Consider the following 22,635-nt stretch of genomic DNA (forward strand, 5'->3'; position numbering starts at 1 on the left):
TCCGGTGCCCGCACCGAGAGGGGCGCCACTGACGAGGAGAGAACGGCGCGATGCCGAAGAACAAGACGCACAGCGGTGCCAGCAAGCGCTTCAAGATCACCGGCTCCGGCAAGGTGCTCCGCGAGAGGGCCGGCAAGCGCCACCTGCTCGAGCACAAGTCGTCCAAGAAGACCCGCTCGCTGACCGGCACGGTCGTCGTGGCTCCGGCCGACGCCAAGAAGATCAAGAAGCTTCTCGGCAAGTGAGGCCGTCGTCCCCGGTGACACCTGGGACGCGCCCTCGATCCGACCGGGACCAATTCGTTTCCGGGCCGTGTGAGTACGACCACGGCCCCGCTACAAGGAGTTAACAAGTGGCACGCGTCAAGCGGGCAGTCAACGCCCACAAGAAGCGCCGGGCAATCCTCGAGGCCGCCAGCGGTTACCGCGGTCAGCGCTCGCGCCTGTACCGCAAGGCCAAGGAGCAGGTCACCCACTCCCTGGTCTACAACTACAACGACCGCAAGAAGCGCAAGGGCGACTTCCGTCAGCTGTGGATCCAGCGCATCAACGCCGCTGCCCGCCAGAACGGCATGACGTACAACCGCCTCATCCAGGGTCTGAAGGCCGCCAACGTCGAGGTGGACCGCAAGATCCTGGCCGAGCTCGCGGTCAACGACGCCAACGCGTTCGCCGCCCTCGTCGAGGTCGCCCAGAAGGCCCTCCCGAGCGACGTCAACGCCCCGAAGGCCGCCTGATCCAGGCAGTTCTTCTCGGTTTCCGAGCCGGACCCGCAGGTGCACGCCGCCTGCGGGTCCGGTGCGTTGCACGACCCAGCACCTTCGTACGCAGAGAGGCTCGCCGCCGACATGGGCACCCCCGAACTGATCTCCCCGCGATCGCCACGGGTCGCCGCCGCCCGGCGGCTGGCCAGGCGCAACTTCCGCGGTAAGGAGCGCAGGTTCATCGCCGAGGGGCCGCAGGCCGTGCGCGAGGCCGCGGACCACCGCGGCAGCGACGGCGAGCCGACCCTCATCGAACTGTTCGCGACCGTCGAGGCGGCCGAGCGGTACGAAGCGATCATCGACGCCGCCCTCGCGGCGGGCGCCCGGGTGCACCTGGCCGACAGCGAGGTCCTGGCCGAGGTGTCGCAGACCGTCACCCCGCAGGGACTGATCGGCGTCTGCCGCTTCCTCGACTCGCCCTTCGAGTCGGTCCTCGCGGCACGGCCGAAGCTGGTCGCCGTCCTGGCGAACGTCCGCGACCCCGGGAACGCCGGTACGGTGCTGCGCTGCGCCGACGCCGCGGGCGCCGACGCGGTCGTCCTCACCGACGCCTCCGTGGACCTGTACAACCCCAAGTCCGTGCGCGCTTCCGTCGGTTCGCTGTTCCACCTGCCGGTCGCCGTCGGCGTGCCCGTCGAGCAGGCCGTGCGGGGGCTGCGGGACGCGGGGTCAAGGATCCTCGCCGCCGACGGGGCGGGCGAGGACGACCTCGACGACGAACTCGACGCCGGCACCATGGGCGGGCCCACCGCCTGGGTCTTCGGCAACGAGGCGTGGGGCCTGCCCGAGGAGACCCGGGCGCTGGCCGACGCCGTCGTGCGCGTGCCGATCCACGGCCGGGCGGAGAGCCTCAACCTCGCCACCGCGGCCGCCGTCTGCCTGTACGCCTCCGCGCGCGCCCAGCGCCCCCGCCGCAGCGCCGGCTGAACCCCGCCGCACCCCGGCCCACGGCTCCCGAGGGTGTCGCTCCGTCACCGGCGACTAGTAGGGTGACGAACTCGGGGGCCCACTGCACCGGTTCGAGAGGTGGGGTACGGGAATATGGCTGTCGGCATGAGCGGGCCGCGAGCGAGACGCGCGGCCGTCGTGCGCGCCGCCGAGGACCCGGACGGTCTCACCGTCGCGGGCGCCGGATCCGGCGGCCACGCACTGGATCCGGACGACCTTCCCGACGGGCTCGTCGTCGCGGACGAGACCGGCCGGGTCATCTGCTTCAACTCCGCCGCCACGCGGATCACCGCCGTGCCCCGGGCCGCCGCCCTCGGCCGCCCGCTGGAGCACGCGCTGCCGCTGGAGGACCTCAAGGGCCGCCGCTGGTGGGAGCTGACCGACCCCTACGGCGGTCTCGCCACCCGCGTCGGCCAGCCCGAACGCAACCTCCTGCTGCCCGGCGGCCGTGAGGTCCTCGTCTCCGCCCGCTACGTGCGCGAGAGCCCCACCGGCCCCGTACGGCGCCTGGTGGTCAGCCTGCGCGGCACCGAGGCCCGCCGCCGCAACGAACGCAGCCACGCCGAACTCATCGCGACCGTCGCCCATGAGCTGCGCTCGCCGCTGACGTCCGTCAAGGGCTTCACCGCCACGCTGCTGGCCAAGTGGGAGCGGTTCACGGACGACCAGAAGCGGCTGATGCTGGAGACGGTCGACGCCGACGCCAACCGGGTCACCCGCCTGATCACGGAACTCCTGGACATCTCCCGGATCGACTCGGGGCGCCTGGAGCTGCGCCGCCAGCCCGTGGACCTGTCCGCAGCCGTCGAACGCCACGTCCAGGCGCTCACGGCGTCCGGCCAGGACCCCGGCCGGTTCCTCGTCCGCACCTGCCAGCCGCTGCCCGCCGTGTGGGCCGACCCGGACAAGGTCGACCAGGTGCTCGGCAACCTGCTGGAAAACGCGGTGCGCCACGGCGAGGGAACCGTCACCATCGAGGTGGCGCCCGCACCGGCGAAGAGCGACGACATGGGAACGGCGGTCACCGTGAGCGACGAAGGCCCCGGCATCCCCGAGGAGTCGATGGGCCGTGTCTTCACCCGCTTCTGGCGGGGCAGCAAGCGCGGCGGCACCGGGCTCGGCCTCTACATCGTCAAGGGGATCGTCGAGGCGCACGGCGGCACGATCACGGTCGGCCGCGGCCTCGGCGGCGGCGCCGAGTTCCGATTTATCCTGCCCGTGAGCACGCCGGCCTACCTGGTCTGAGCGGCCCACGGGCGCCCCATACATCCTGCGGCCCGTAGACTCGACCTTTGGCACCTTTGTGTCCTCCAGGCGTCGAGCGGGGCCACGGGGGTCCGGGGGTATCCCCCGGTAAGCGCAGTACCAGCCAATCGGAAGTACGGGAAGAGATGTCGGCACCGAACAAGTCGTACGACCCAGTCGAGGTCGAGGCACTGAAACCGGAAGAGATCGAGCGCATCCGGGACGAGGCGTTCGCCGCCTTCGCCGCCGCGGGCGACCTCGACGCGCTCGCCCAGGCGAAGACCGCGCACACCGGTGGAACCTCGCCCCTGTCACTCGCCAACCGCGAGATCGGCGCGCTGCCGCCGCAGGCGAAGGCCGAGGCCGGCAAGCGCGTGGGCCAGGCCCGCGCCGCCGTGGGCAGGGCCCTCGCGGCCCGCCAGACGGAGCTGGAGGCCGAGCGGGACGCCCGGGTCCTGGTCGAGGAGGCGGTGGACGTCACACTGCCCTACGACCGCACCCCGGCCGGCGCCCGGCACCCGCTGACGACGATCATGGAGCGCGTCGCCGACGTCTTCGTGGCCATGGGCTACGAGATCGCCGAGGGCCCCGAGGCCGAGGCCGAGTGGTTCAACTTCGACGCCCTGAACTTCGTGCCCGACCACCCGGCGCGGCAGATGCAGGACACCTTCTTCGTCGAGGGCGCCGACGGCGCGAAGAACGACGAGTCCGGTGTCGTCCTGCGCACCCACACCTCGCCGGTCCAGGCCCGCACCCTGCTCGACCGCGAGCCCCCCGTCTACGTCGTCTGCCCCGGACGGGTCTACCGGACCGACGAGCTCGACGCCACGCACACCCCGGTCTTCCACCAGATCGAGCTGCTCGCCGTCGACGAGGGCCTCACCATGGCCGACCTGAAGGGCACCCTCGACCACATGGTCCAGGCGCTCTTCGGCCCGGACATGAAGACCCGGCTGCGGCCGAACTTCTTCCCGTTCACCGAGCCGTCCGCCGAGATGGACATGGTCTGCTACGTCTGCCGCGGCGAGTCCGTCGGCAACCCCGACCGCCCCTGCCGCACCTGCGGCAGCGAGGGCTGGATCGAGCTGGGCGGCTGCGGCATGGTCAACCCGAAGGTGCTCATCGCCTGCGGTGTCGACCCCCAGAAGTACAGCGGCTTCGCCTTCGGGTTCGGCATCGAGCGGATGCTGATGTTCCGCCACCACGTAGAAGACATGCGAGACATGGTCGAAGGCGACGTCCGGTTCACCCGGCCCTTCGGGATGGAGATCTGATGCGCGTCCCGCTTTCCTGGCTGCGGGAGTACGTCGACCTGCCGGTCACCGAGACCGGCCGCGACGTCCAGGCCAAACTCGTCGAGGTCGGTCTGGAGGTCGAGACCGTCGAGCAGATCGGCGCCGGCCTCAAGGGCCCCCTGGTCGTCGGACAGGTCCTGACCATCGAGGAGCTGGAGGGCTTCAAGAAGCCCATCCGCTTCTGCACGGTGGACGTCGGCTCCGCGAACGGTACCGGCGAGCCGCAGGAGATCGTCTGCGGCGCCCGTAACTTCGCCGTCGGCGACAAGGTCGTCGTGGTCCTGCCGGGCGCCGTGCTGCCCGGCGACTTCGCGATCGCCGCGCGCAAGACGTACGGCAAGACCTCGCACGGCATGATCTGCTCCACCGACGAGCTCGGCATGGGCGACGACGGCACCCACGGCATCATCGTGCTGCCGCCGGAGCACGAGGTCGGCACCGACGCGATCGAGCTGCTCCAGCTCGTCGACGAGGTCCTCGACATCGCCGTCACGCCCGACCGCGGCTACTGCCTGTCGATGCGCGGCGTCGCCCGCGAGACCGCCATCGCCTACGGACTGCCGCTGCGCGACCCGGCCCTCCTGGACGTGCCCGCGCCCAACGCGTACGGCTACCCGGTCAAGGTCGCCGACCCGATCGGCTGCTCCCGCTTCACCGCGCGCACCGTCGTCGGCCTGCAGCCCGAGGCCCGGTCCCCGATCTGGATGCAGCGCCGGCTCCAGAAAGCCGGCATGCGGCCGATCTCGCTCGCCGTCGACGTCACCAACTACGTGATGCTCGAACTGGGCCAGCCGCTGCACGCCTACGACCGGACCCGGATCGACGGTCCGATCGGCGTGCGCCGCGCCGAGCAGGGCGAGAAGCTCACCACGCTCGACGGCACGGTCCGCGTCCTGGACGCCGCCGACCTCGTCATCACCGACAACCGCGGGCCGATCGGCCTGGCGGGCGTCATGGGCGGTGCCAACACCGAGATCGCCGACGCCTCCGAGGACGCGCACACCACCGAGGTCGTCATCGAGGCCGCGCACTTCGACGCGATCTCGATCGCCCGCACCGCGCGCCGCCACAAGCTGGCCTCCGAGGCGTCCAAGCGCTTCGAGCGGGGCGTCGACCCGCAGGCCGCGGCGGCCGCCGCGCAGCGCACCGTCGACCTGCTGGTGCTGCTCGCCGGCGGCACCGCCGAGGCGGGCGTCACCGAGGTGAGCGCCCCGTCCGGACCCCGCACCATCACCATGGCGGCCGACCACCCCGACCGGGTGGCCGGCGTGGCGTACGGCCGTGAGACCGTCGTGCGCCGTCTCCAGGAGGTCGGCTGCGACGTCTACGGGCAGGACGAGCTCCTCGTCACGGCCCCGTCCTGGCGGCCCGACCTGAACGAGCCGAACGACCTCGCCGAGGAGGTCATCAGGCTGGAGGGTTACGAGAACCTCCCCTCCACGCTCCCGACCCCGCCGTCCGGCCGCGGGCTCACCGACCGCCAGCGGCTGCACCGCCGGGTCGGCCGGGCACTCGCCGGCGCCGGCTACGTCGAGGCGCTGAACTACCCCTTCACCGGCGAGGCGGTCCTGGACCAGCTCGGCCTGGCGGCGGACGACGCCCGCCGCCGCACGGTCAAGCTCGTCAACCCGCTCTCCGACGAGGAGCCGTCGCTGCGCACCACGCTGCTGCCGGGCCTCCTCGGCGCCCTGCGGCGCAACGACGGCCGCGGCAGTCACGACCTCGCGCTCTTCGAGACCGGTCTGGTCTTCCGGCCGACCGGCCAGGAGACGAAGCCCGTCCGGCTGCCCGTCGACCGGCGCCCCTCCGCCGAGGAGATCGCCGCCCTCGACGCCGCGCTGCCGCGTCAGCCGCGCCACGCCGCCGTCGTGCTCGCGGGAGCCCGCGAGCAGGCCGGCTGGTGGGGCAAGGGCCGCCCCGCCGACTGGGCGGACTCCGTCGAGGCCGCCCGCGTGCTCGCCCGTGAGGCCGGTGTCGAGCTGACGGTCCGCGCGGACCAGCACGCGCCCTGGCACCCGGGCCGCTGCGCCGCGCTCTACGTGACGGTCAACGGCGAGGAGACCCTCTTCGGCCACGCCGGCGAGCTGCACCCGCGCGTCATCAAGGAGCTCCACCTGCCCGAGCGCACCTGCGCCATGGAGGTCGAGCTCGACGTCCTGGAGCGGGCCGTCGACGGCGTCCTCCAGGCGCCGCGGATCTCCACCTTCCCGGTGGCGACCCAGGACGTCGCCCTGGTCGTCGGCCAGGACGTGCCGGCCGCCGACGTGGAGCGGGCGCTTCGCGACGGAGCGGGCGAACTCCTGGAGTCGCTGCGCCTGTTCGACGTGTTCACGGGCGAGCAGATCGGCGAGGGCCGCAAGTCCCTGGCGTACGCGCTGCGTTTCCGTGCCGCGGACCGCACGCTGACCGTCGACGAGGCGAGCGCCGCCCGTGACACGGCGGTGGCCCTGGCCGCCGAGCGCACGGGCGCGGTGCTGCGCGGCGCGTAACGCCGCACCCGCACAGTGAGGAGGGGCGTGTCCGGCCACCGGATACGCCCCTCCTGTGTGCTCGCCCAGAAGCGGAGGACCGCACGCGGGCGGTCTCCGGCCCAGGTCCGGTGAACCCGGTTCTGGCCGGCCCCGCCGCCACCCTCCGATCCGTGGGCAGTGGGTCGTGCGATCCGGCGCCGTCCGCACTGCCGCGGAGTGTCGGGCAGGTCGGCAGAGCGGACGGCGCGGATGCGGGTCGTCGTGCTGTACGAGGGGGAGCAGACGACCCGGCCGCCTCTTGCGAGGGACTCATTCAAGCGAGCCGCGGACCCGTCCGACAGCGTGCGCGGGGGGACAGTTCGGGCATTGCGTTCACACCCCGTGTGAATCGTGCTCCACTGGGGCGACACGTCCTGGCGTGCCGACCCATCGGAGGGGGCAATGGGGGCCATGGAGCCCAACACTCTGCTAGAGGCTCTGATCGACGAGGCGGGTGTCTCCCGGGCCGGGCTCGCCGCACATGTGAACCAGGCGGGCCGCGCCCGGGGGCTGGGCCTGCGCTACGAACACACCGCCGTCGCCCGGTGGCTGAAGGGCCAGCGGCCGCGTGGCCAGGTGCCCGACCTGATCTGCGAAGTGCTGGGGACCCGGCTGCGCAGGGCGCTGTCGCTGGACGACATCGGCATGGCGGTCCTCGGTGGCCACCCGCCCGTGCAGGGCTCCTCGCTCACCGGATTCGTCGAGCGGGCCACCGCCCTGTGGCGCTCGGACGAACAGCAGCGCCCGCATGTCGTCGCCGCCCCGGCCGTCACCGGAACCACGGCGGTGATGCCCGTCTGGGAGTGGGAGAACCCGCCGGAGGACGCCGACGTGTCCCGCACCGGTCCGCAACGCGTCGGCCCGGCCGACATAGCGACGCTGCGGGCCGCCCGTACCCACTACGAACTGATGTACCGCAAGGCAGGCGGTATCGCGACGCGTTCGCGCATCGTCGGCTTCCTCAACACCGAGGCGGCCCCGCTGCTGCGCGGCGGCTACAGCGACGCGATGGGGCGTCAACTGCACCGCGCGACCGGCGCCCTGGTGGCCGTGGCGGGCATCTGCGCCTACGACTCCGACGCGCACGGGCTCGCCCAGCGCTACTTCCACCAGGCGCTGCGGCTGGCCAAGGCGAGCGGGGACCGGGGGCTGGGCGGCTATGTGATCGCCCTGCTGGTGAACCAGTCGCTCTTCCTCGCCGACTTCCGGCAGTCCGTCGCCTTCGCCGAGGCGGCGCTGCGGGCCGCCGGACGCGACATCACCCCCGCGCTCGCGGCCGACCTCCATGCGATGCAGGCCAAGGCGTACGCCCATCTCGGCGACGGGCCGAGCGCGTTGCGGTGCATCCGGCGCGCCGAGTCCGAGGCCGAGCGGATCCGGCCGGGCCGGGAGCCGGACGAGACGGGGTACGTCCAGCCGGGCCTGGTGGACGTCCAGGTCGCGGAGGCCCTGCTGGGCCTCGGGGACCTGCCGGCGGCCAGGGAGCACGCCGCGGCCGCGGTGCGCACCCCCGCGCACGACCGGGGCCGGGTCCACCGGCTGGCGATGCTGACGACGATCGAGCTCCGGCAGGGCGACGCCGACCGGGCCGCGGTCACGGCGGCGGAGATGGCGGAGCGCGCCCGGGGCATGGAGTCGCAGCGGCTGCGTGACCGGTTGCGGGCGGTGCGCGAGCACCTGGTCGCGAGCGGCAGCGCCGATGCGGAGCGGGCCGCCGGCATCGTCGATGGTGCGCTGCGCGTACCGCTGTGACCCGGGTTCTGCTGCGATATGGCCACCTACTAGTCAGAAGGTGGCAGAACTGTGCAGTGGACGAATCTGAACGAACAGACTGTGTATGAGAACCGCTGGTTCCGGGTCAATCTGGCGGACGTCGTCCTCCCGGACGGCCACCACCTCGACCACTTCGTGATCCGGCTCCGCGCCGTCGCGGCGGCCACCGTCGTCAACGAGGCCAACGAGGTGCTGCTGCTCTGGCGGCACCGGTTCATCACCGACAGCTGGGGCTGGGAGCTCGCCGCGGGGGTGGTCGAGGACGGTGAGCAGCCGGCGGCCGCGGCCGCCCGGGAGATGGAGGAGGAGACCGGCTGGCGCCCCGGCCCGCTGCACCCGCTGCTGACTGTGGAGCCGTCGAACGGCCTCACCGACGCCCGGCACCACTTCTACTGGGGCGAGGAGGCCGGCTGGACCGGTGAGCCCGTGGACGGTTTCGAGTCCTCGCGCCGTGAGTGGATACCACTGAAGCTGGTGCCCGACATGATCGCCCGCGGCGAGGTCCCGGCCGCGGGGATGGCCGCGGGGCTGATGATGCTGCACCACTTACGGCTGGGCTGAGGGGCTGCCGCAGGTCACCCGGCAGCGTCGCGCCCACGTGCGAGAGGCCGCGGGCCTGTCGCACGTGGGCGCGGGCGGGATCAGGCGTACGGGTAGAAGCCCGACCCCGTCTTGCGGCCGAGGCGGCCCGCGTCGACCATCCGCTGGAGCAGCGGGGGAGCGGCGTACAGGGGTTCCTTGTACTCCGCGTACATCGAGTCGGCGACCGAGGCCACCGTGTCGAGGCCGATCAGGTCCGCGAGCTTGAGCGGGCCCATCGGGTGGGCGCAGCCCATCTCCATGCCGTTGTCGATGTCCTCACGGCTGGCGATGCCCGACTCGAACATCCGGATCGCCGAGAGCAGGTACGGGATCAGCAGCGCGTTCACGACGAAGCCGGAACGGTCCTGGGCGCGGATCGGGTGCTTGCCCAGGACGTCCTGCACCACGGCCTCGGCACGCTTGACCGTCTCGTCCGACGTGGTCAGTGCCGGGATCAGCTCGACGAGCTTCTGCACCGGGGCCGGGTTGAAGAAGTGGATGCCGATGACCTGGTCCGGACGGGAGGTCGCGACGGCCAGCTTCACCAGCGGGATCGAGGAGGTGTTGGAGGCGAGGATGGCGTCCCGCCGGGTCACCACCTGGTCCAGCACCTGGAAGATCTCGGTCTTGACCTGCTCGTTCTCCACGACGGCCTCGATGACGAGATCGCGGTCGGCGAACTCGCCGAGGTCGGTGGTGAAGCTGAGACGGCCCAGGGTCTCGTCGCGCTCCTCCTCGGTGATCTTGCCGCGCTCGGCGGCCTTCGAGAGGGAGTTGTGGAGCCGGGTGCGGCCGATCTCCAGCGCCTCGCCGGTGGTCTCGGCCACCTTGACGTCGAGGCCGCTGCGGGCGCACACCTCCGCGATGCCTGCGCCCATCTGGCCGCAGCCCACCACTCCGACGCGTGCAATGTCGGCCATAGAGTCCGTCACCTCGTGCCTTTCGCTGTTCTCCGTTCGGCGGCTTCCGTGTGATTCCGGGCTCCACCACGACCCCACGACGTTACTCCGCGCCTTACCGGGGATCGGGGGCCGGGGCGTGCATGCTCGGCTTCACGCCCGGATTCCGGGGTTGCGGACGAGTAGGGAAACGGCAGGTACGGCGAAATGCGGCACATCGACCGAAGGAAGTTCGTGACGGGCGCGGCCGGGACGGTCGCGGGGGTGGTCGCCTCGGCCGCCGTGGCGGGTGACGCCGCCGCGGCCGCGCGGGGCGTCGGCCGTCCGGGCAGGCCCGGCGCACCCCGCGATGTGCTCCGGCGTGAGCTCCGGGGCATGTGGGTGGCCACGATCCAGAACATCGACTGGCCGTCCGGCCCGGGTCTGTCGGCGGCGGCCCAGCGGGCCGGGCTGATCAAGTACCTCGACGAGGCCGTCGCCCGGCGGCTGAACGCGGTGATCCTCCAGGTCCGCCCCAGCGCCGACGCGCTCTGGCCCTCCCCGTACGAACCGTGGGCCCAGTGCCTCACCGGCGTCCAGGGCAAGGACCCGGGCTGGGACCCGCTGGGCACGGCCGTCAAGGAGGCCCACAGCCGCGGCCTGGAACTGCACGCCTGGTTCAACCCGTACCGGGTCGCCAACCACACCGACCCCTCCCGGCTGTCGGCCGGCCACCCCGCGCGGCTGCACCCCGACTGGGTCCTGCCGTACGGAGGGAAGCTGTACTACAACCCGGGACTGCCCGAGGTCCGCGCCTTCGTCCAGGACGCGATGCTCGACGCGGTCCGCCGCTACGACATCGACGCCGTCCACTGGGACGACTACTTCTATCCGTACCCGGTGGCAGGACAGACCTTCGCGGACGGCGCCGCGTACGCGAAGTACGGCGCGGGCTTCTCCGACCGGGCGGCCTGGCGGCGCTCCAACACCGACACGCTGGTGCGGGAGATGTCCGGGCGGATCAAGGCGCTCAAGCCGGCCGTCCGGTTCGGCGTGAGCCCGTTCGGCGTGTGGCGCAACGCCTCCACGGACCCGCTCGGCTCGCGGACCTCGGCGGGCGTCCAGACGTACGACGACCTGTACGCCGACACCCGCGGCTGGATCAAGAAGGGCTGGATCGATCACGTCTGCCCGCAGGTGTACTGGAACATCGGCTACGCCCCCGCCGACTACGCCGCGCTGGTGCCCTGGTGGGCCGACGTGGTCCGGGGCACGGGCGTGGACCTGTTCATCGGCGAGGCCCTGTACAAGGCGGGGGACCCCGCCCAGTCCGCCGCCTGGCAGGACCCGGCGGAGCTGTCCCGGCACATCGACTTCGCCACCGGGTACGACCAGGTCCGCGGCCACGTCTACTTCTCGGGGAAGAGTGTGGTCACGGACCGGATCGGCGCGATGGACCGGGTGGTGGCCGACCACTACCGGACGCGGACGCGCCCGCCGCGCTGATAGCCGTCCCGTCCGCCGCGGCGGGGCGCGGCGGACGGGACGGGACGGTACGGCGCGGACGGGGCGGGCTAGCTTCCGGGGTTCGGGTCCTTGGCGGGGGTGTGCTGCACGACGCTGTCGGGGCCGGGCGCGAGCAGGTGCTCGTGTCCGTCCTCGAAGCGGACGCGGTACGGGGGAGTGCCCCCGTCCCCGAGCACTTCGACGATCTCTGCGACCCGGTCGTGCTGTCCCACGGTCCTGCCGTGCGTCAGCAGCCGGTCGCCCGTGTGTGCCTCCATCGGGAGTGACCTCCTCACGGGTGGCGTTCCATGTCGACAAGTCTATGACCGGCGGGCTCCCGCGCGCTGGGTGACAGCGATGCAGACGAGCACGGCCACCGCCGCCACCGGGGCCGCGGGCGTGATCTCCTCGCCGAGGAGCAGGAACGACCAGATCAGGGTCAGCAGGGGCTGCGCGAGCTGGAGCTGGCTGGCCCGCGCCACTCCGATCTCGGCCATGCCGCGGTACCAGACGTACAGCCCGAAGAAGGTCGACGCCACCGACACCCAGACCAGGCCGATCAGGCCGTGCGCGGTCAGCCGCACCGGTTCGTGCGGCAACGCGAGCGCGGCGCCCGCCACCGCGAGCGGCACGGTGAGGAGCAGTGCCCAGCCGGTCACCTGCCAGCCCGGCATCACCTTCGCCAGCCTGCCGCCCTCGGTGTACCCCGCCGCGCAGACCAGCAGCGCGCAGAACAGGTAGAGATCCCCGGTCGACAGACCACCGCCGCTCTGCAGCACGGTGAAGGCGATCACCACCCCCGCCCCGGCGAGCGCCGCGATCCAGAACGCGCGCGGCGGCCGCGATCCGGTGCGCACGGAGGAGAACACCGCGGTCGTCAGCGGCAGGAGGCCGACCACCACCGCCGCGTGCGAGGTCGTGGAGGTCTGCAGCGCCAGCGTGGTCAGCAGGGGGAAGCCCACGACGACCCCGCCCGCCACCACCGCGAGACCGGCCCAGTGCTGCCGCTCGGGCACCCGCACCCGGGCCGCGAGCAGGACGCCGCCCGCGACGGCGGCGGCCAGCAGACTGCGCAGCGCGACCAGGGACCAGGGGCCGAAGCTCTCCAGGCCCCACGCGGTGGACGGGAAGGTCAGCGAGAAGGAGACCACCCCGAGCAGGGCGAGCAACGTGCCGTTGCGGCCCGCCGTGACGCCGTCGGGCGAGCCGGGGGAGTGCACAGAGGTGCGGGGCGTGGTCCCGCCCGCCGCCGGGACTACCGCTATCGTGGGCGACTGAGTAGCGCTATCCTTTGCTGTCATGCAAGAGCGTAGCAGTGTCGCCGAGTTGGCCGAAGTACTCCGAGGGGAACTGAACCGCTACTCGCCAGGTGAGAAGCTGCCGTCCAGCCGCGCCCTGGTCGAACGGTTCAAGGCCAGTCCCGTCACCGTCTCGCGGGCGATCGCGCGGCTGGCCGCCGAGGGACTCGTCGTCACCCGCCCCGGCTCCGGCGCTTTCCGGGCCGAGCCCCTCGCCCCCGTGCGGCCGCCCGCCGACACCTCCTGGCAGGAGGTGTCGCTCAGCGGCGACGGCGGCCCCGAGGTCGTGCCCCGTACGGTCGACGCGTCCGGTCTCCTGGTCACCCTGACGCCCCCGCCCACCGGGGTCGTCGAGTTCAACGGCGGTTACCTGCACAGTTCGCTCCAGCCCGAGCGGGCCATGGCCGCGGCCCTCGCCCGGGCCGGCCGCCGCCCCGGCGCGTGGAGCCGGCCGCCCACCGACGGGCTCACGGCACTGCGCGCGTGGTTCGCCCGCGAGATCGGCCCCGCTCTCACCGCGGCCGATGTGCTGATCACCGCGGGCGGGCAGAGTGCCCTGGCCACCGCGCTGCGCGCGCTCGCCCAGCCGGGCGCCCCGGTCCTCGTCGAATCGCCCACCTACCCCGGCATGCTGGCGACCGCACGGGCCGCCGGACTGCGGCCCGTGCCCGTCCCCGTGGACACCGACGGCATACGGCCCGAACTTCTCGCCGAGGCCTTCCGGGTCACCGGCGCCCGCGTCCTGGTGTGCCAGCCCCTCTTCCAGAACCCGACCGGCACCGTCCTCGCCGGCACCCGCCGGGCCGAGGTCGTCCGGATCGCCCGGGAAGCGGGGGCGTTCGTCGTCGAGGACGACTTCGCCCGCAACCTCGCGCACGACGACGCCGGGCCGCTCCCCGCCTCGCTGGCCGCCGACGACCCCGACGGGGTCGTCGTCCACGTCTGTTCGCTGACCAAGGCCACCTCCCCCAGCTTCCGGGTGGGCGCCCTCGCCGCCCGGGGGCCGGTCCTGGAACGGCTGCGCGCCATCCAGGTCGTCGACAGCCTCTTCGTCTCCCGGCCGCTCCAGGAGGCCGCGCTGGAACTCGTCGGCTCTCCCGCCTGGGGCCGCCATCTGCGCTCCGTCTCGGCGGAGTTGCGCACCCGTCGCACCGCCATGATCACCGCGCTGCGCCGGGAGCTGCCCGGTCTCGCGCTGCCGCACATTCCCGCGGGCGGTGGCAGCCTCTGGCTGCGCCTGCCCGATTCCGGCGCCGGCGCGGACGAGTCCGCCATGGTCGCGGCGGCCCTGCGCGCCGGTGTGGCCATCGCGCCGGGGCGGCCCTACTTCTGCGCCGAACCCCCCGCGCCCCACGTCAGGCTGAGCTTTGTGGCCGTCGCCGGCCTCGCGGAGATCGCCGAGGGCGTGCGGCGGCTGTGCACCGCCTGGGAAGGGGTGCTCGACACGCCGGCGGTTAGTCTCCCGTCATGACCGAAACGCCGCAGGAACGGTACGAGATCTCGTCCGACCCCGCCCGGCTGGACGCCGCCCGGGTCCACGACTGGCTGTCCACCGACACCTACTGGGCCAAGGGGCGCACCCGGGAGCACCAGGACCGGGCCATCGCCGGGTCGCTCAACTTCGGCGCCTACGACGTCGTCTCCGGCGAACAGGCCGGGTACGCCCGCGTGGTGAGCGATCTCGCGACGTTCGCCTGGCTCTGCGACGTCTACGTCGATCCCGTGGCCCGCGGTAACGGTCTGGGCGGAAGGCTCGTCGCGGCGGCGCGCGACCACCTCGCCCCGACCGGTGTCCGCAGGTTCCTGCTCGCCACGGCCGATGCCCACGGTGTGTACGAGAAGGCCGGTTTCCGGCCACTGGACCACCCGGACCAGTGGATGTGCCTGCGGTTCGCCTGAACCGGAAACCGCCGCGGCGGCACTCTTGACCGGCGCGGCGTTCGGCTCCACGATCGCGCCCATGAGTGTTCGAGTCTCGCTCGTCGCCACGGCCCGCAGTTCCTCCCTGCTCGGTGAGCGCTTCGACGACGACCGGCCGCTCGACGAGGCCGGCTGGCACGAGGTGCAGTTCGCGGCCCCGGCCCTCCTGCCCCTGGGCGCGGCCGAACTGCGCTACTGCTCGCCGACCGCCCGCAGCCGCGCCACCGGCCGGGCACTCGGCTTCGCACCGCTGGTCCAGCCCGCCCTGCGCGACTGCGACATGGGGCGCTGGCGGGGCTGCACGCTCTCCGACGTCACCGCGCGCGAACCGGCCGCCGTGGACGCCTGGCTCGCCGACCCGCGCTCCGCGCCGCACGGCGGTGAGCCCCTGCTCGCCTTCATCTCCCGGATCGGCAACTGGCTGGACACCCGGCCCGCCTGCGAGGGCTTCATCGTCGCCGTCACCGAACCGGCCGTCATCCGGGCCGCCCTCGTCTACGCGCTCAACGCCCCGCCGTCGGCGTACTGGAACGTCGACGTGCGCCCGCTCTCCACCGTCACGCTCATCGGTCTGCCGCGCTGCTGGAGCCTGTGCCTGGAGACCGGGCCCCGCTGACCGCGCCCGGAGGACTCCGGAAGGTCCGGGCGCGCCACGCCTTCCCGGCAGTCCGACCAGTCGGTATGTTGACGGGGTCGAGTCCGACCCGGCGTGTCCCAGGCGAGGGAGGCCACCGTGCCACAGATCCACGGCCACTGCGAGGAACGGTTCTCCGCGGTGCGCAGCGCGTTCGAGGAGAACTTCCGCGAGCGCGGCGAACTGGGCGCGGCCGTCACCGTCCTGGTCGACGGCCGGCCCGTCGCCGACCTCTGGGGAGGATGGGCGGACGGCGCCCGCACCCGCCCCTGGGACCAGGACACCCTGGTCAACGTCTGGTCCACCACCAAGGGGCCGACCGCGCTGTGCGCGCACATCCTCGCCGACCGGGGCCTGCTCGACCTCGACGCCCCGGTCGCCGCCTACTGGCCGGAATTCGCCGCGGCGGGCAAGGAGGCCGTGCTCGTACGGCACCTGCTCTCCCATCGCGCCGGCCTCGCGGGCCTCCGCGAGCCGCACACCCTGGCGGAGCTCTACGACTGGGAGCTGACGACCGCCCGGCTCGCGGCGACGGCGCCCTGGTGGGAGCCCGGGACGAGGTCCGGCTACCACGCTCTGACGTTCGGCTTCCTGGTCGGCGAGGTGATCCGGCGGGTCAGCGGACTGCTGCCGGGGGAGTTCCTCCGGAAGGAGGTGACCGGTCCGCTCGGCATCGACTTCACCGTCGGCCTGCCGGAGAAGGAGGCGGCGCGCGCCGCCGAACTCGTCGTGCCGAAGGCGGACCGGACCCGGCAGGCGGCGCTCTTCGCCCAGTTGGAGCCGGTCGCCCTTGCTTCGCTGATCAATCCGCCCACGGGCGCGGCCGCCGCCAACACCCCCGCATGGCGGGCGGCGGAGATCCCCGCCGCCAACGGCCACGGCACGGCCCGCGCGGTCGCCGCGCTGTACGGCATCCTCGCGGGGCGCGGAAGTCTCGGCGGGGTGCGGATCCTGTCCGAGGAGGCCGCCGAGCGCGTCCGCGAGGGCCAGGGGCTGTGCCGCGACCTGGTGCTGGGCGCGGGCTTCACCCATGAGACGGAGATCGCGCTCGGCCTGTGGCTGAGCGGCGCTGACGCCAGCTACGGACCCAACGCCCGGGCCTTCGGCCACGACGGCGCGGGCGGCTCCTGCGGCCTCGCCGACCCGGAGAACGGGGTCGCCCTGGGCTACGTCATGAACCGGATGGGTCCGCACATCGCGAACGACCCGCGCAAGAGGGCGCTGGTCGAGGCGGTGTACGCGTCGCTGTGACCGGCCCGTTCCGGGGCCGTCCCGGCACGGGCCGGGTCACGGGGTGCGGGCCGGCGGCGGGACCGGCTCGCCCTCGGTGTCGATGTGGGGGAGCACCCGGTCCAGCCACCGGGGCAGCCACCAGGCGCTCCTGCCCAGCAGGGTCATGACGGCGGGGACCAGCAGCAACCGGACGATCGTGGCGTCGACGAGCACGCTGACCGCCAGCCCGAGCCCCAGCATCTTGACCACGATGTTGTCGCTGATGACGAAGGCGGCGAAGACGCTGACCATGATGAGCGCCGCGCAGGTGATCACCCGTGCGGTGATCTCCAGCCCGTGGGCCACGGCGCCCTTGCTGTCCCGGGTCCGCAGCCAGGACTCGTGCACCCGCGAGATCAGGAACACCTCGTAGTCCATGCTCAGGCCGAAGACGATGGCGAACATCATCATCGGTACGTAGCTCTCGATGGGCACCGTTCCGGAGACACCCAGGGAGGGGCCGCCCCAGCCCCACTGGAAGACCGCCACCACCACTCCGTACGAGGCGGCGATGGAGAGCAGGTTGAGGACGGCCGCCTTGACGGCGACGAGCACGCCACGGAACACGATCAGGATGATGACGAACGCGAGCCCGACCACGACCGCGATGATCAGGGGCAGCCTGCGGGCGATGATGTCCAGGAAGTCCTCCTGGGCCGCGGTCGTACCGGTCACGTAGGCGGAGGCGTCGGTGCCGGCGATTCCCCGCGGCAGGACGTCGTCCTTGAGGTGGTTGAAGAGGGACGTCGTGCCCGCGTCCTGCGGGGCCTCCTCGGACAGGGCCGTGCCGACGAGGAGCGCCCCGTCGTCCGTCGGCTGCAGCGGACTGACACTGGCCGCGCCCGGCACGTCGGTAAGCGCCTTCTGGAGACTGTCCGCGAGTGCCGAGCGGTCCGCCCCGGGCACCGACCGCTGATCGACGACCAGCGTGAACGGACCGTTCGCGCCGGGCCCGAAGCCTGTGGAGATCAGGTCGAAAGCGCGCCGGTCGGTGAAGCTCGTCGGATCGGCTCCGTCGTCGATGTGCCCGAGCCGGATGGAGAACAGCGGGATGGCGAGGACTCCCACCACGACCAGCCCGGCGAGCAGGAACCACCAGGGCCGCCGCTCCACCCGCTGGGCGTAGCGGTGCCAGCCGCCCTCCGTCGCGGAGCCCGGCCCGGCCCCGCCCTCGGCGACCGGCGGCCGCACCCGGTAGCGGTCGATCCGGCGGCCGATGAGGCCGAGCAGCGCCGGGACCAGGGTGATCGCACCGATGACGGCGGTGATCACGGTGACCGCGGCCGCTGCCCCCAGCTTGCCGATGAAGCTCACCCGGGAGACGTACAGACCGGCCAGCGCGACGATGACGGTGCAGCCGGAGACCAGGACGGCGCGTCCGCTCGTGGCGACGGCCCGGCCCGCGGCCCGGACCGGGTCGGCGCCGTCGATGACGAGCTGACGGTGGCGGGTGATCAGGAAGAGGGCGTAGTCGATGCCGACGCCCAGGCCGATCATGGTGGCGAGCGTGGGCGAGACGCTCGCGAAGGTGGTGGCGGCGGCCACCAGAGCCAGCACGCTCAGCCCGACGATCACGCTGATGAGCGCGGTGACCAGCGGGACGCCGGCGGCGATGACGCTGCCGAACCCGATGAGCAGCACGACCACCGCGACGGCGAATCCGATGGCCTCGCTGGTGAGGTCCTTGGTCTCGGGCCTGGCGAGCTCTCCCAGCGGGCCCCCGTACTCGACCTCCACGCCGGCGCTGCGGAGCGGCTTCACCGCCGTGTCGACCTGGTCGAGGTAGGAGTCGTCCAGCGAGGTCGGGTTCACGTCGAACCGCACGGTGATGTAGCCGGTCGTGCCGTCCTTGGACAGTGAGGTGGACGTCGACGAGGGGGAGGCGGGCAGCGGGTTCTGCGCGGACAGGACGTGCGGCAGCTTCTGGAGGTTGCCCACCACCTGGTCGACCTGGTCCTGCACCTCGGTCAGGGGCTTCTGCGCGTCGTGCAGCACCACCTGCGCCCCGGTGCCGCCCGCGGCCGGGTCGTGCGCCTTCAGCAGTTCAGCGCCGGTGTTCGACTGGGTGCCGGGCAGGTTGAAGTCGTCGGAGTACGTTCCCCCGAACGCGCTCTGCAGGACGTGCAGCCCGCCGAGGGCGACCACCCACAGCACGATCACCACGACGCAGTGGCGCGCGCACCACTCGCCGAGCCGCAGCAGCCACCTGCCGCCGGAGCGTTCCGGTGGGGCGTACGTGCTGCTGGACGGGACCATGGCGCTCCCCGGAGAAGTGGGACGGGCCGGTTCGGTCGGGGCGCCGCGCGTCCCTCGTGCCCATCCCGAGAACGTAGAGGGCGCTACGGGAACCGTCGCCCACGACACGTCCGCGGATCCCCCCGTTCCACCGCTCGGCCGGTGGCGGACCGGCCGAAGGGTGTACGGGCCTTGCGGCGGGGAGCGCCGGGGCCGGTCAGTCCTTCTGCTGCGCGCCGACGATGAGCGTGAGCGCCTCGGTGATGGCGCTCTCCGCGGTCGCCTTGTCGAGCCCGAGGCCGGTCAGCAGCCCCGTACCGTCCTCGTGTTCCAGCAGGGCCAGCAGGATGTGCTCGGTGCCGACGTAGTTGTGCCCCATCCGCAGCGCCTCCCGGAACGTGAGCTCCAGGGCCTTGCGCGCGTCGGCGTTGTAGGGGATGAGCTCGGGCAGCTCGCCCTCCGTGGCCGCCGGGAGTGCCTGCTCGGCCGCCTGGCGGACCGTGTCCAGGGCCACACCCTGCGCCTTGATGAACGCGCCCGCGAGCGCGTCGGGCTCGCTGAGCAGCCCGAGCACGAGGTGCTCGGTGCCGATCTCGGTGTTGCCCGCGGCGCGGGCCTCGTTCTGCGAGGCCATCACGACGTTCTTCGCGCGGGGGGTGAAGCGGCTGAAGCCCTGGCTCGGGTCGAGCTCGGACAGGCCGCCGGGGTCCTTGGCCACGAACCGCTTCTGGGCCGCCTGCCGGGTCACGCCCATGCTCTTGCCGATCTCCGTCCAGGAGGCGCCGGAACGCCGGGCCTGGTCCACGAAGTGGCCGATCAGGTGGTCGGCGACGTCGCCGAGGTGGTCCGCCGCGATGACGGCGTCCTGAAGCTGGTCGAGGGCGTCGGGGTGGACCTTCTTGATGGCTGCGATGAGGTCGTCCAGACGGACGGGCTGCGTCATGCCTACGGGATGCGTCATGTGTCAACGGTAGGTTGACAGTCGGCGTGTGTCAACCTTGAGTTGACACCCGTGCGGCAGGTGAACACACGTGCGGCCGCCGTCCCGGAACGACGGAACGCGCCGGCCGACGGTGTACGTCGGCGGGCGCGTTCCGGTGATCGTGCGGACGGACCGGGGTCAGAGCGTCCCGGAGTCGGCGATGGTGACCTTCGCCTTGGTGCGGCCGCTCTGCGAGCCGAGACCCTCGATCTTCTTGACCAGGTCCATGCTCTGCTGGTCGGCGACCTCGCCGAAGACCACGTGCTTGCCGTCCAGCCACGAGGTCACGATGGTCGTGATGAAGAACTGCGAGCCGTTGGAGTTCGGGCCGCTGTTCGCCATGGACAGGAGGCCCGGCTTGGTGTGCGCCAGCTTGAAGTTCTCGTCGTCGAACTTGGCGCCGTAGATGCTCTTGCCGCCGGTGCCGTCACCGCGGGTGAAGTCGCCGCCCTGCAGCATGAACTCGGGGATCACGCGGTGGAAGGACGAACCCTTGTAACCGTAGCCCTGCTCGCCGGTGGCCAACTGGCGGAAGTTCTCCGCGGTCTTGGGAACGACGTCGTCGAACAGATTGAAGACGATCCGCCCGGCGGGCTCGTCGTTGATGGTGATGTCGAAGTAAACCTTGCTCGTCATGGAACCATCCTGACATCTGCCCGCCCGGCCCCGACGGGCGGGCGCGTCCAAACGCCGCTCACGGGTGACCGGCCGGGGGCATGTGGTGGACACCCCGCCGGAGCGCCGGCCCCGGCACGCCCCGCCCCCTCACACCCCCGTGCTGCCGTCGATCCGCTCCCGCAGCAGGTCGGCATGGCCGCTGTGACGGGCGTACTCACCGATCATGTGCGTGTAGATCCACCGCAGGTTCACCTCCGCTCCCATGAAGGGAGCCGTGTCCTCCAGCGACCGCGCGGCGCAGTTGGCCCGGGACACGGCGATCTCCTGCTGCCAGCGCGCGAGGGCTCCCGCGAAGGTCTCGTCGTCGGAGACGTCGAACCCTCCGTCGTGGCCGTCCGGGCCGGCCGGTGCGCCGTACGCGGGCGCCACGTCCTCGCCGGTCAGCACGCGGCCGAACCAGTTCCGCTCGACCTCCGTCAGGTGCTGGACGAGTCCCCTCAGGGTCAGCGTCGACGGCGCCACCGAGGTCCGGCGCACCTGCTCGTCGCTGAGGCCTTCGCATTTCAGGGCCACCGTGGCCCGGTAGAAGTCGAGCCAGGCGGCCAGACCGGTGCGTTCGTCGGCGTTCAGGGGCGGCATCGGACGTGCGGTGTTCGTCATGATCGCGAGGCTGCCAGAAGGGTCTGACATCACGCCGCCGTGACCCCCGGCCGGGGCTTCGGCCTACGGCCGCCGGCGCGGCTTTCCGCGCTTGGCCGCCGAAGCGCCCTTGGCGCCGCGCGCGCCGCCCTTCACGCCCTTCGCCCCGCCGGAGCCGCCCCGCGGGTTCTTCCCGGCCGACGTCCTTGCCGCGGGCTTGCGGCGCGTACCGCCGTCCTCGGCGCGCTTCGCCTTCGACTTCGGCTGCTCGGCGGGCGTCGCACCGCGGCCCCGCGAACTGTTCACGGTCCGCCCGCGGACGATCCCGATGAAGTCCTCCACCTGGTCGGTGGTCCTGTCCTCGGGCCAGGACAGGGCGATCCGCGACTCGGGCGCGTCCGACAGCGGGCGGTAGGTGAGGTCCTTGCGGTGGTGCAGACGGGCGAGCGACTGCGGGACGACGAGGACACCCACCCCGGCGGCCACCAGCTCCACGGCGTCCGCCGTGGTGGCCGGGCGCTCGACGGCGGGCTTACCGGGGAGCTGCTCCCAGCCGAGGGTGTCGTCGAGCGGATGCAGCACGATCTCGTCGGCCAGCTCCGCGAGCGAGAGCCCGTCGACGGCGGCCGCCACGTGGTCCTTGGGGATCACGACGACGGTCTGCTCGGTGTAGAGGGGAATCGCGCTGAGATCCGTCCCGTCCACCGGCAGCCGGACGAAACCCGCGTCGGCGCCACCGCCGCGCAGCAGCTCCGTCGCCTCGGCGGCGGGCACCGCGACGAGCGAAAGAGGGATGCCGGGCAGGCGCTCGTTCCAGATACGCACCCACTTGGTGGGCGTCACCCCCGGGACATACGCGAGCCGGAACGAAGGGGATACTTCCGAGCCTGTCACTCCGCCAGGTTACCGGTCGTGGTCAGAGGCGGCGCACACGCTCGATACTCTTGACACCATGACGTCGCACCAGACCGCCCAGACCATGAAGCCCGCGACCGCGGCGAAGAAACTGGGTGTGTACCTCGAGGCCACCCCCACCGAGTTCCAGGAGGGTGTCGTCTCGCGCGCCGAGCTGGCGGCCCTCCAGGCCGATCCGCCCGAGTGGCTGCGGGATCTGCGACGCGACGGCCCGCACCCCCGCCCGGTGGTCGCGTCCAAGCTCGGCGTCTCCATCTCCGGCCTCGCCCGCGGAGGCGTCACGGACGCCCTCACCACGGAGCAGATCGAAGCCCTGAAGCAGGACGACCCCGAGTGGCTGCGCAAGGAGCGGGCCACGCAGGCGGAGGTCCGGAAGGAAACCGTACGCATCAAGGAGCGGAACGCGCAGCGCAAGGACGCGTCCCAGTAGCGCCTCGGCCCGAAGACATCGCCGAGTGGGTGGCTCGCGTTCCGCGCCGGGACGCATGCCACCCACTCGTCGTTTCCGCGCGAGCGCCGTCGGTCCGAAAACCGGATGACGTCCTACGGGCCCCCGCGTACCGTGGTCCGCATGGGAACGCTGTGATCGCCCCGCCCACGACCGCGTAGAGCTCAGCTCCGC

General features: G+C 72.4%; 22 protein-coding genes. 14 read left to right on the forward strand and 8 right to left on the reverse strand.

Annotated elements, in window-relative coordinates; translation table 11 throughout:
• The first annotated feature begins 50 nt into the window (after positions 1 to 50).
• From rpmI to ABZ454_RS18535, 8 genes are all read left to right on the forward strand, one after another.
• Positions 51 to 245 carry a 50S ribosomal protein L35 gene (gene rpmI, locus ABZ454_RS18500; RefSeq protein WP_003970213.1) on the forward strand — a complete coding sequence of 65 codons (195 nt, stop codon included), beginning with the start codon at positions 51 to 53 and terminating at the stop codon, positions 243 to 245.
• Positions 246 to 352: 107 nt separating this feature from the next.
• Positions 353 to 736, forward strand: a complete 384-nt coding sequence (gene rplT, locus ABZ454_RS18505; RefSeq protein WP_277325215.1) for a 50S ribosomal protein L20 — start codon at positions 353 to 355, stop codon at positions 734 to 736.
• A 111-nt stretch (positions 737 to 847) separates the two neighbouring features.
• The gene (locus ABZ454_RS18510; RefSeq protein WP_356317375.1) at positions 848 to 1,690 is read left to right on the forward strand and encodes an RNA methyltransferase; all 843 of its coding nucleotides are present in this window, start codon (positions 848 to 850) and stop codon (positions 1,688 to 1,690) included.
• Positions 1,691 to 1,804: 114 nt separating this feature from the next.
• Positions 1,805 to 2,956 (forward strand): PAS domain-containing sensor histidine kinase, encoded by a 1,152-nt coding sequence (locus ABZ454_RS18515; RefSeq protein ID WP_356317373.1) that lies wholly within the window; start codon positions 1,805 to 1,807, stop codon positions 2,954 to 2,956.
• Positions 2,957 to 3,102: 146 nt separating this feature from the next.
• On the forward strand, positions 3,103 to 4,230 hold the full coding sequence (gene pheS / locus ABZ454_RS18520) for a phenylalanine--tRNA ligase subunit alpha (protein ID WP_356317371.1): 1,128 nt from the start codon (positions 3,103 to 3,105) through the stop codon (positions 4,228 to 4,230).
• On the forward strand, positions 4,230 to 6,740 hold the full coding sequence (gene pheT, locus ABZ454_RS18525; protein WP_359539191.1) for a phenylalanine--tRNA ligase subunit beta: 2,511 nt from the start codon (positions 4,230 to 4,232) through the stop codon (positions 6,738 to 6,740). The genes pheS and pheT overlap by 1 nt, the downstream gene beginning before the upstream one ends.
• A gap of 432 nt (positions 6,741 to 7,172) precedes the next feature.
• On the forward strand, positions 7,173 to 8,513 hold the full coding sequence (locus tag ABZ454_RS18530; protein ID WP_359539194.1) for a transcriptional regulator: 1,341 nt from the start codon (positions 7,173 to 7,175) through the stop codon (positions 8,511 to 8,513).
• A gap of 51 nt (positions 8,514 to 8,564) precedes the next feature.
• A complete protein-coding gene (locus tag ABZ454_RS18535; RefSeq protein WP_356317365.1) occupies positions 8,565 to 9,095 on the forward strand; it encodes an NUDIX domain-containing protein in 531 nt (176 codons plus the stop codon).
• 80 nt (positions 9,096 to 9,175) lie between these two features.
• On the opposite strand, the gene ABZ454_RS18540 is transcribed toward ABZ454_RS18535, so the two are convergent.
• Positions 9,176 to 10,036: a 3-hydroxybutyryl-CoA dehydrogenase gene (locus ABZ454_RS18540; RefSeq protein ID WP_356317363.1), complete on the reverse strand. Its 861-nt coding sequence runs from the start codon at positions 10,034 to 10,036 to the stop codon at positions 9,176 to 9,178.
• Between the two features lie 213 nt (positions 10,037 to 10,249).
• On the opposite strand from ABZ454_RS18540, the gene ABZ454_RS18545 reads away from it, so the two are divergent.
• Positions 10,250 to 11,500: a family 10 glycosylhydrolase gene (locus ABZ454_RS18545; protein ID WP_359539406.1), complete on the forward strand. Its 1,251-nt coding sequence runs from the start codon at positions 10,250 to 10,252 to the stop codon at positions 11,498 to 11,500.
• 68 nt (positions 11,501 to 11,568) lie between these two features.
• On the opposite strand, the gene ABZ454_RS18550 is transcribed toward ABZ454_RS18545, so the two are convergent.
• Positions 11,569 to 11,778 carry a DUF1918 domain-containing protein gene (locus tag ABZ454_RS18550; RefSeq protein ID WP_359539198.1) on the reverse strand — a complete coding sequence of 70 codons (210 nt, stop codon included), beginning with the start codon at positions 11,776 to 11,778 and terminating at the stop codon, positions 11,569 to 11,571.
• Between the two features lie 42 nt (positions 11,779 to 11,820).
• On the reverse strand, positions 11,821 to 12,801 hold the full coding sequence (locus ABZ454_RS18555) for a DMT family transporter (RefSeq protein WP_359539201.1): 981 nt from the start codon (positions 12,799 to 12,801) through the stop codon (positions 11,821 to 11,823).
• Here ABZ454_RS18555 and ABZ454_RS18560 point away from each other — a divergent pair.
• The 4 genes from ABZ454_RS18560 to ABZ454_RS18575 all read left to right on the forward strand — a co-directional run bounded on the left by ABZ454_RS18560 (position 12,800) and on the right by ABZ454_RS18575 (position 16,603).
• Positions 12,800 to 14,269 (forward strand): PLP-dependent aminotransferase family protein, encoded by a 1,470-nt coding sequence (locus tag ABZ454_RS18560; RefSeq protein WP_359539204.1) that lies wholly within the window; start codon positions 12,800 to 12,802, stop codon positions 14,267 to 14,269. The two genes, ABZ454_RS18555 and ABZ454_RS18560, sit on opposite strands and share 2 nt — an antisense overlap.
• Positions 14,266 to 14,697: a GNAT family N-acetyltransferase gene (locus tag ABZ454_RS18565; protein WP_359539207.1), complete on the forward strand. Its 432-nt coding sequence runs from the start codon at positions 14,266 to 14,268 to the stop codon at positions 14,695 to 14,697. The genes ABZ454_RS18560 and ABZ454_RS18565 overlap by 4 nt, the downstream gene beginning before the upstream one ends.
• Positions 14,698 to 14,758: 61 nt before the next feature.
• Positions 14,759 to 15,334 (forward strand): histidine phosphatase family protein, encoded by a 576-nt coding sequence (locus ABZ454_RS18570; protein WP_356317353.1) that lies wholly within the window; start codon positions 14,759 to 14,761, stop codon positions 15,332 to 15,334.
• A 117-nt stretch (positions 15,335 to 15,451) separates the two neighbouring features.
• Entirely contained in the window at positions 15,452 to 16,603 is a 1,152-nt protein-coding gene (locus ABZ454_RS18575) for a serine hydrolase domain-containing protein (protein WP_359539210.1), read from the forward strand.
• A gap of 36 nt (positions 16,604 to 16,639) precedes the next feature.
• Here the strand turns inward: ABZ454_RS18575 and ABZ454_RS18580 are convergent, their stop codons facing one another.
• The 5 genes from ABZ454_RS18580 to ABZ454_RS18600 all read right to left on the reverse strand — a co-directional run bounded on the left by ABZ454_RS18580 (position 16,640) and on the right by ABZ454_RS18600 (position 21,992).
• A complete protein-coding gene (locus ABZ454_RS18580; protein ID WP_359539212.1) occupies positions 16,640 to 18,880 on the reverse strand; it encodes an MMPL family transporter in 2,241 nt (746 codons plus the stop codon).
• 196 nt (positions 18,881 to 19,076) lie between these two features.
• Positions 19,077 to 19,820, reverse strand: coding sequence for a Clp protease N-terminal domain-containing protein (locus ABZ454_RS18585; protein WP_356317347.1), 744 nt, complete (start codon positions 19,818 to 19,820; stop codon positions 19,077 to 19,079).
• A gap of 159 nt (positions 19,821 to 19,979) precedes the next feature.
• Positions 19,980 to 20,477 (reverse strand): peptidylprolyl isomerase, encoded by a 498-nt coding sequence (locus ABZ454_RS18590; RefSeq protein WP_356317345.1) that lies wholly within the window; start codon positions 20,475 to 20,477, stop codon positions 19,980 to 19,982.
• 129 nt (positions 20,478 to 20,606) lie between these two features.
• Complete coding sequence (locus tag ABZ454_RS18595) at positions 20,607 to 21,119, reverse strand: DinB family protein (RefSeq protein WP_359539215.1); 513 nt, start codon at positions 21,117 to 21,119, stop codon at positions 20,607 to 20,609.
• A gap of 63 nt (positions 21,120 to 21,182) precedes the next feature.
• Positions 21,183 to 21,992, reverse strand: coding sequence for a LysR substrate-binding domain-containing protein (locus ABZ454_RS18600; protein ID WP_359539218.1), 810 nt, complete (start codon positions 21,990 to 21,992; stop codon positions 21,183 to 21,185).
• Positions 21,993 to 22,050: 58 nt separating this feature from the next.
• On the opposite strand from ABZ454_RS18600, the gene ABZ454_RS18605 reads away from it, so the two are divergent.
• Positions 22,051 to 22,443, forward strand: a complete 393-nt coding sequence (locus ABZ454_RS18605; RefSeq protein WP_356317341.1) for a DUF5997 family protein — start codon at positions 22,051 to 22,053, stop codon at positions 22,441 to 22,443.
• The last annotated feature ends 192 nt before the right edge of the window (positions 22,444 to 22,635 follow it).

This window comes from Streptomyces sp. NPDC005803, from assembly GCF_040630435.1.
Classification (GTDB): Bacteria; Actinomycetota; Actinomycetes; order Streptomycetales; family Streptomycetaceae; genus Streptomyces.

Excerpts from the sequence above, each read along its gene's own strand:
- rpmI (WP_003970213.1), top strand. The coding sequence starts at position 51 with ATGCCGAAGAACAAGACGCACAGCGGTGCCAGCAAGCGCTTCAAGATC.
- ABZ454_RS18510 (WP_356317375.1), top strand. The coding sequence starts at position 848 with ATGGGCACCCCCGAACTGATCTCCCCGCGATCGCCACGGGTCGCCGCC.
- ABZ454_RS18515 (WP_356317373.1), top strand. The coding sequence starts at position 1,805 with ATGGCTGTCGGCATGAGCGGGCCGCGAGCGAGACGCGCGGCCGTCGTG.
- pheS (WP_356317371.1), top strand. The coding sequence starts at position 3,103 with ATGTCGGCACCGAACAAGTCGTACGACCCAGTCGAGGTCGAGGCACTG.
- pheT (WP_359539191.1), top strand. The coding sequence starts at position 4,230 with ATGCGCGTCCCGCTTTCCTGGCTGCGGGAGTACGTCGACCTGCCGGTC.
- ABZ454_RS18530 (WP_359539194.1), top strand. The coding sequence starts at position 7,173 with ATGGAGCCCAACACTCTGCTAGAGGCTCTGATCGACGAGGCGGGTGTC.
- ABZ454_RS18540 (WP_356317363.1), bottom strand. The coding sequence starts at position 10,036 with ATGGCCGACATTGCACGCGTCGGAGTGGTGGGCTGCGGCCAGATGGGC.
- ABZ454_RS18550 (WP_359539198.1), bottom strand. The coding sequence starts at position 11,778 with ATGGAGGCACACACGGGCGACCGGCTGCTGACGCACGGCAGGACCGTG.
- ABZ454_RS18560 (WP_359539204.1), top strand. The coding sequence starts at position 12,800 with ATGCAAGAGCGTAGCAGTGTCGCCGAGTTGGCCGAAGTACTCCGAGGG.
- ABZ454_RS18555 (WP_359539201.1), bottom strand. The coding sequence starts at position 12,801 with ATGACAGCAAAGGATAGCGCTACTCAGTCGCCCACGATAGCGGTAGTC.
- ABZ454_RS18565 (WP_359539207.1), top strand. The coding sequence starts at position 14,266 with ATGACCGAAACGCCGCAGGAACGGTACGAGATCTCGTCCGACCCCGCC.
- ABZ454_RS18570 (WP_356317353.1), top strand. The coding sequence starts at position 14,759 with ATGAGTGTTCGAGTCTCGCTCGTCGCCACGGCCCGCAGTTCCTCCCTG.
- ABZ454_RS18580 (WP_359539212.1), bottom strand. The coding sequence starts at position 18,880 with ATGGTCCCGTCCAGCAGCACGTACGCCCCACCGGAACGCTCCGGCGGC.
- ABZ454_RS18585 (WP_356317347.1), bottom strand. The coding sequence starts at position 19,820 with ATGACGCATCCCGTAGGCATGACGCAGCCCGTCCGTCTGGACGACCTC.
- ABZ454_RS18590 (WP_356317345.1), bottom strand. The coding sequence starts at position 20,477 with ATGACGAGCAAGGTTTACTTCGACATCACCATCAACGACGAGCCCGCC.
- ABZ454_RS18595 (WP_359539215.1), bottom strand. The coding sequence starts at position 21,119 with ATGACGAACACCGCACGTCCGATGCCGCCCCTGAACGCCGACGAACGC.
- ABZ454_RS18605 (WP_356317341.1), top strand. The coding sequence starts at position 22,051 with ATGACGTCGCACCAGACCGCCCAGACCATGAAGCCCGCGACCGCGGCG.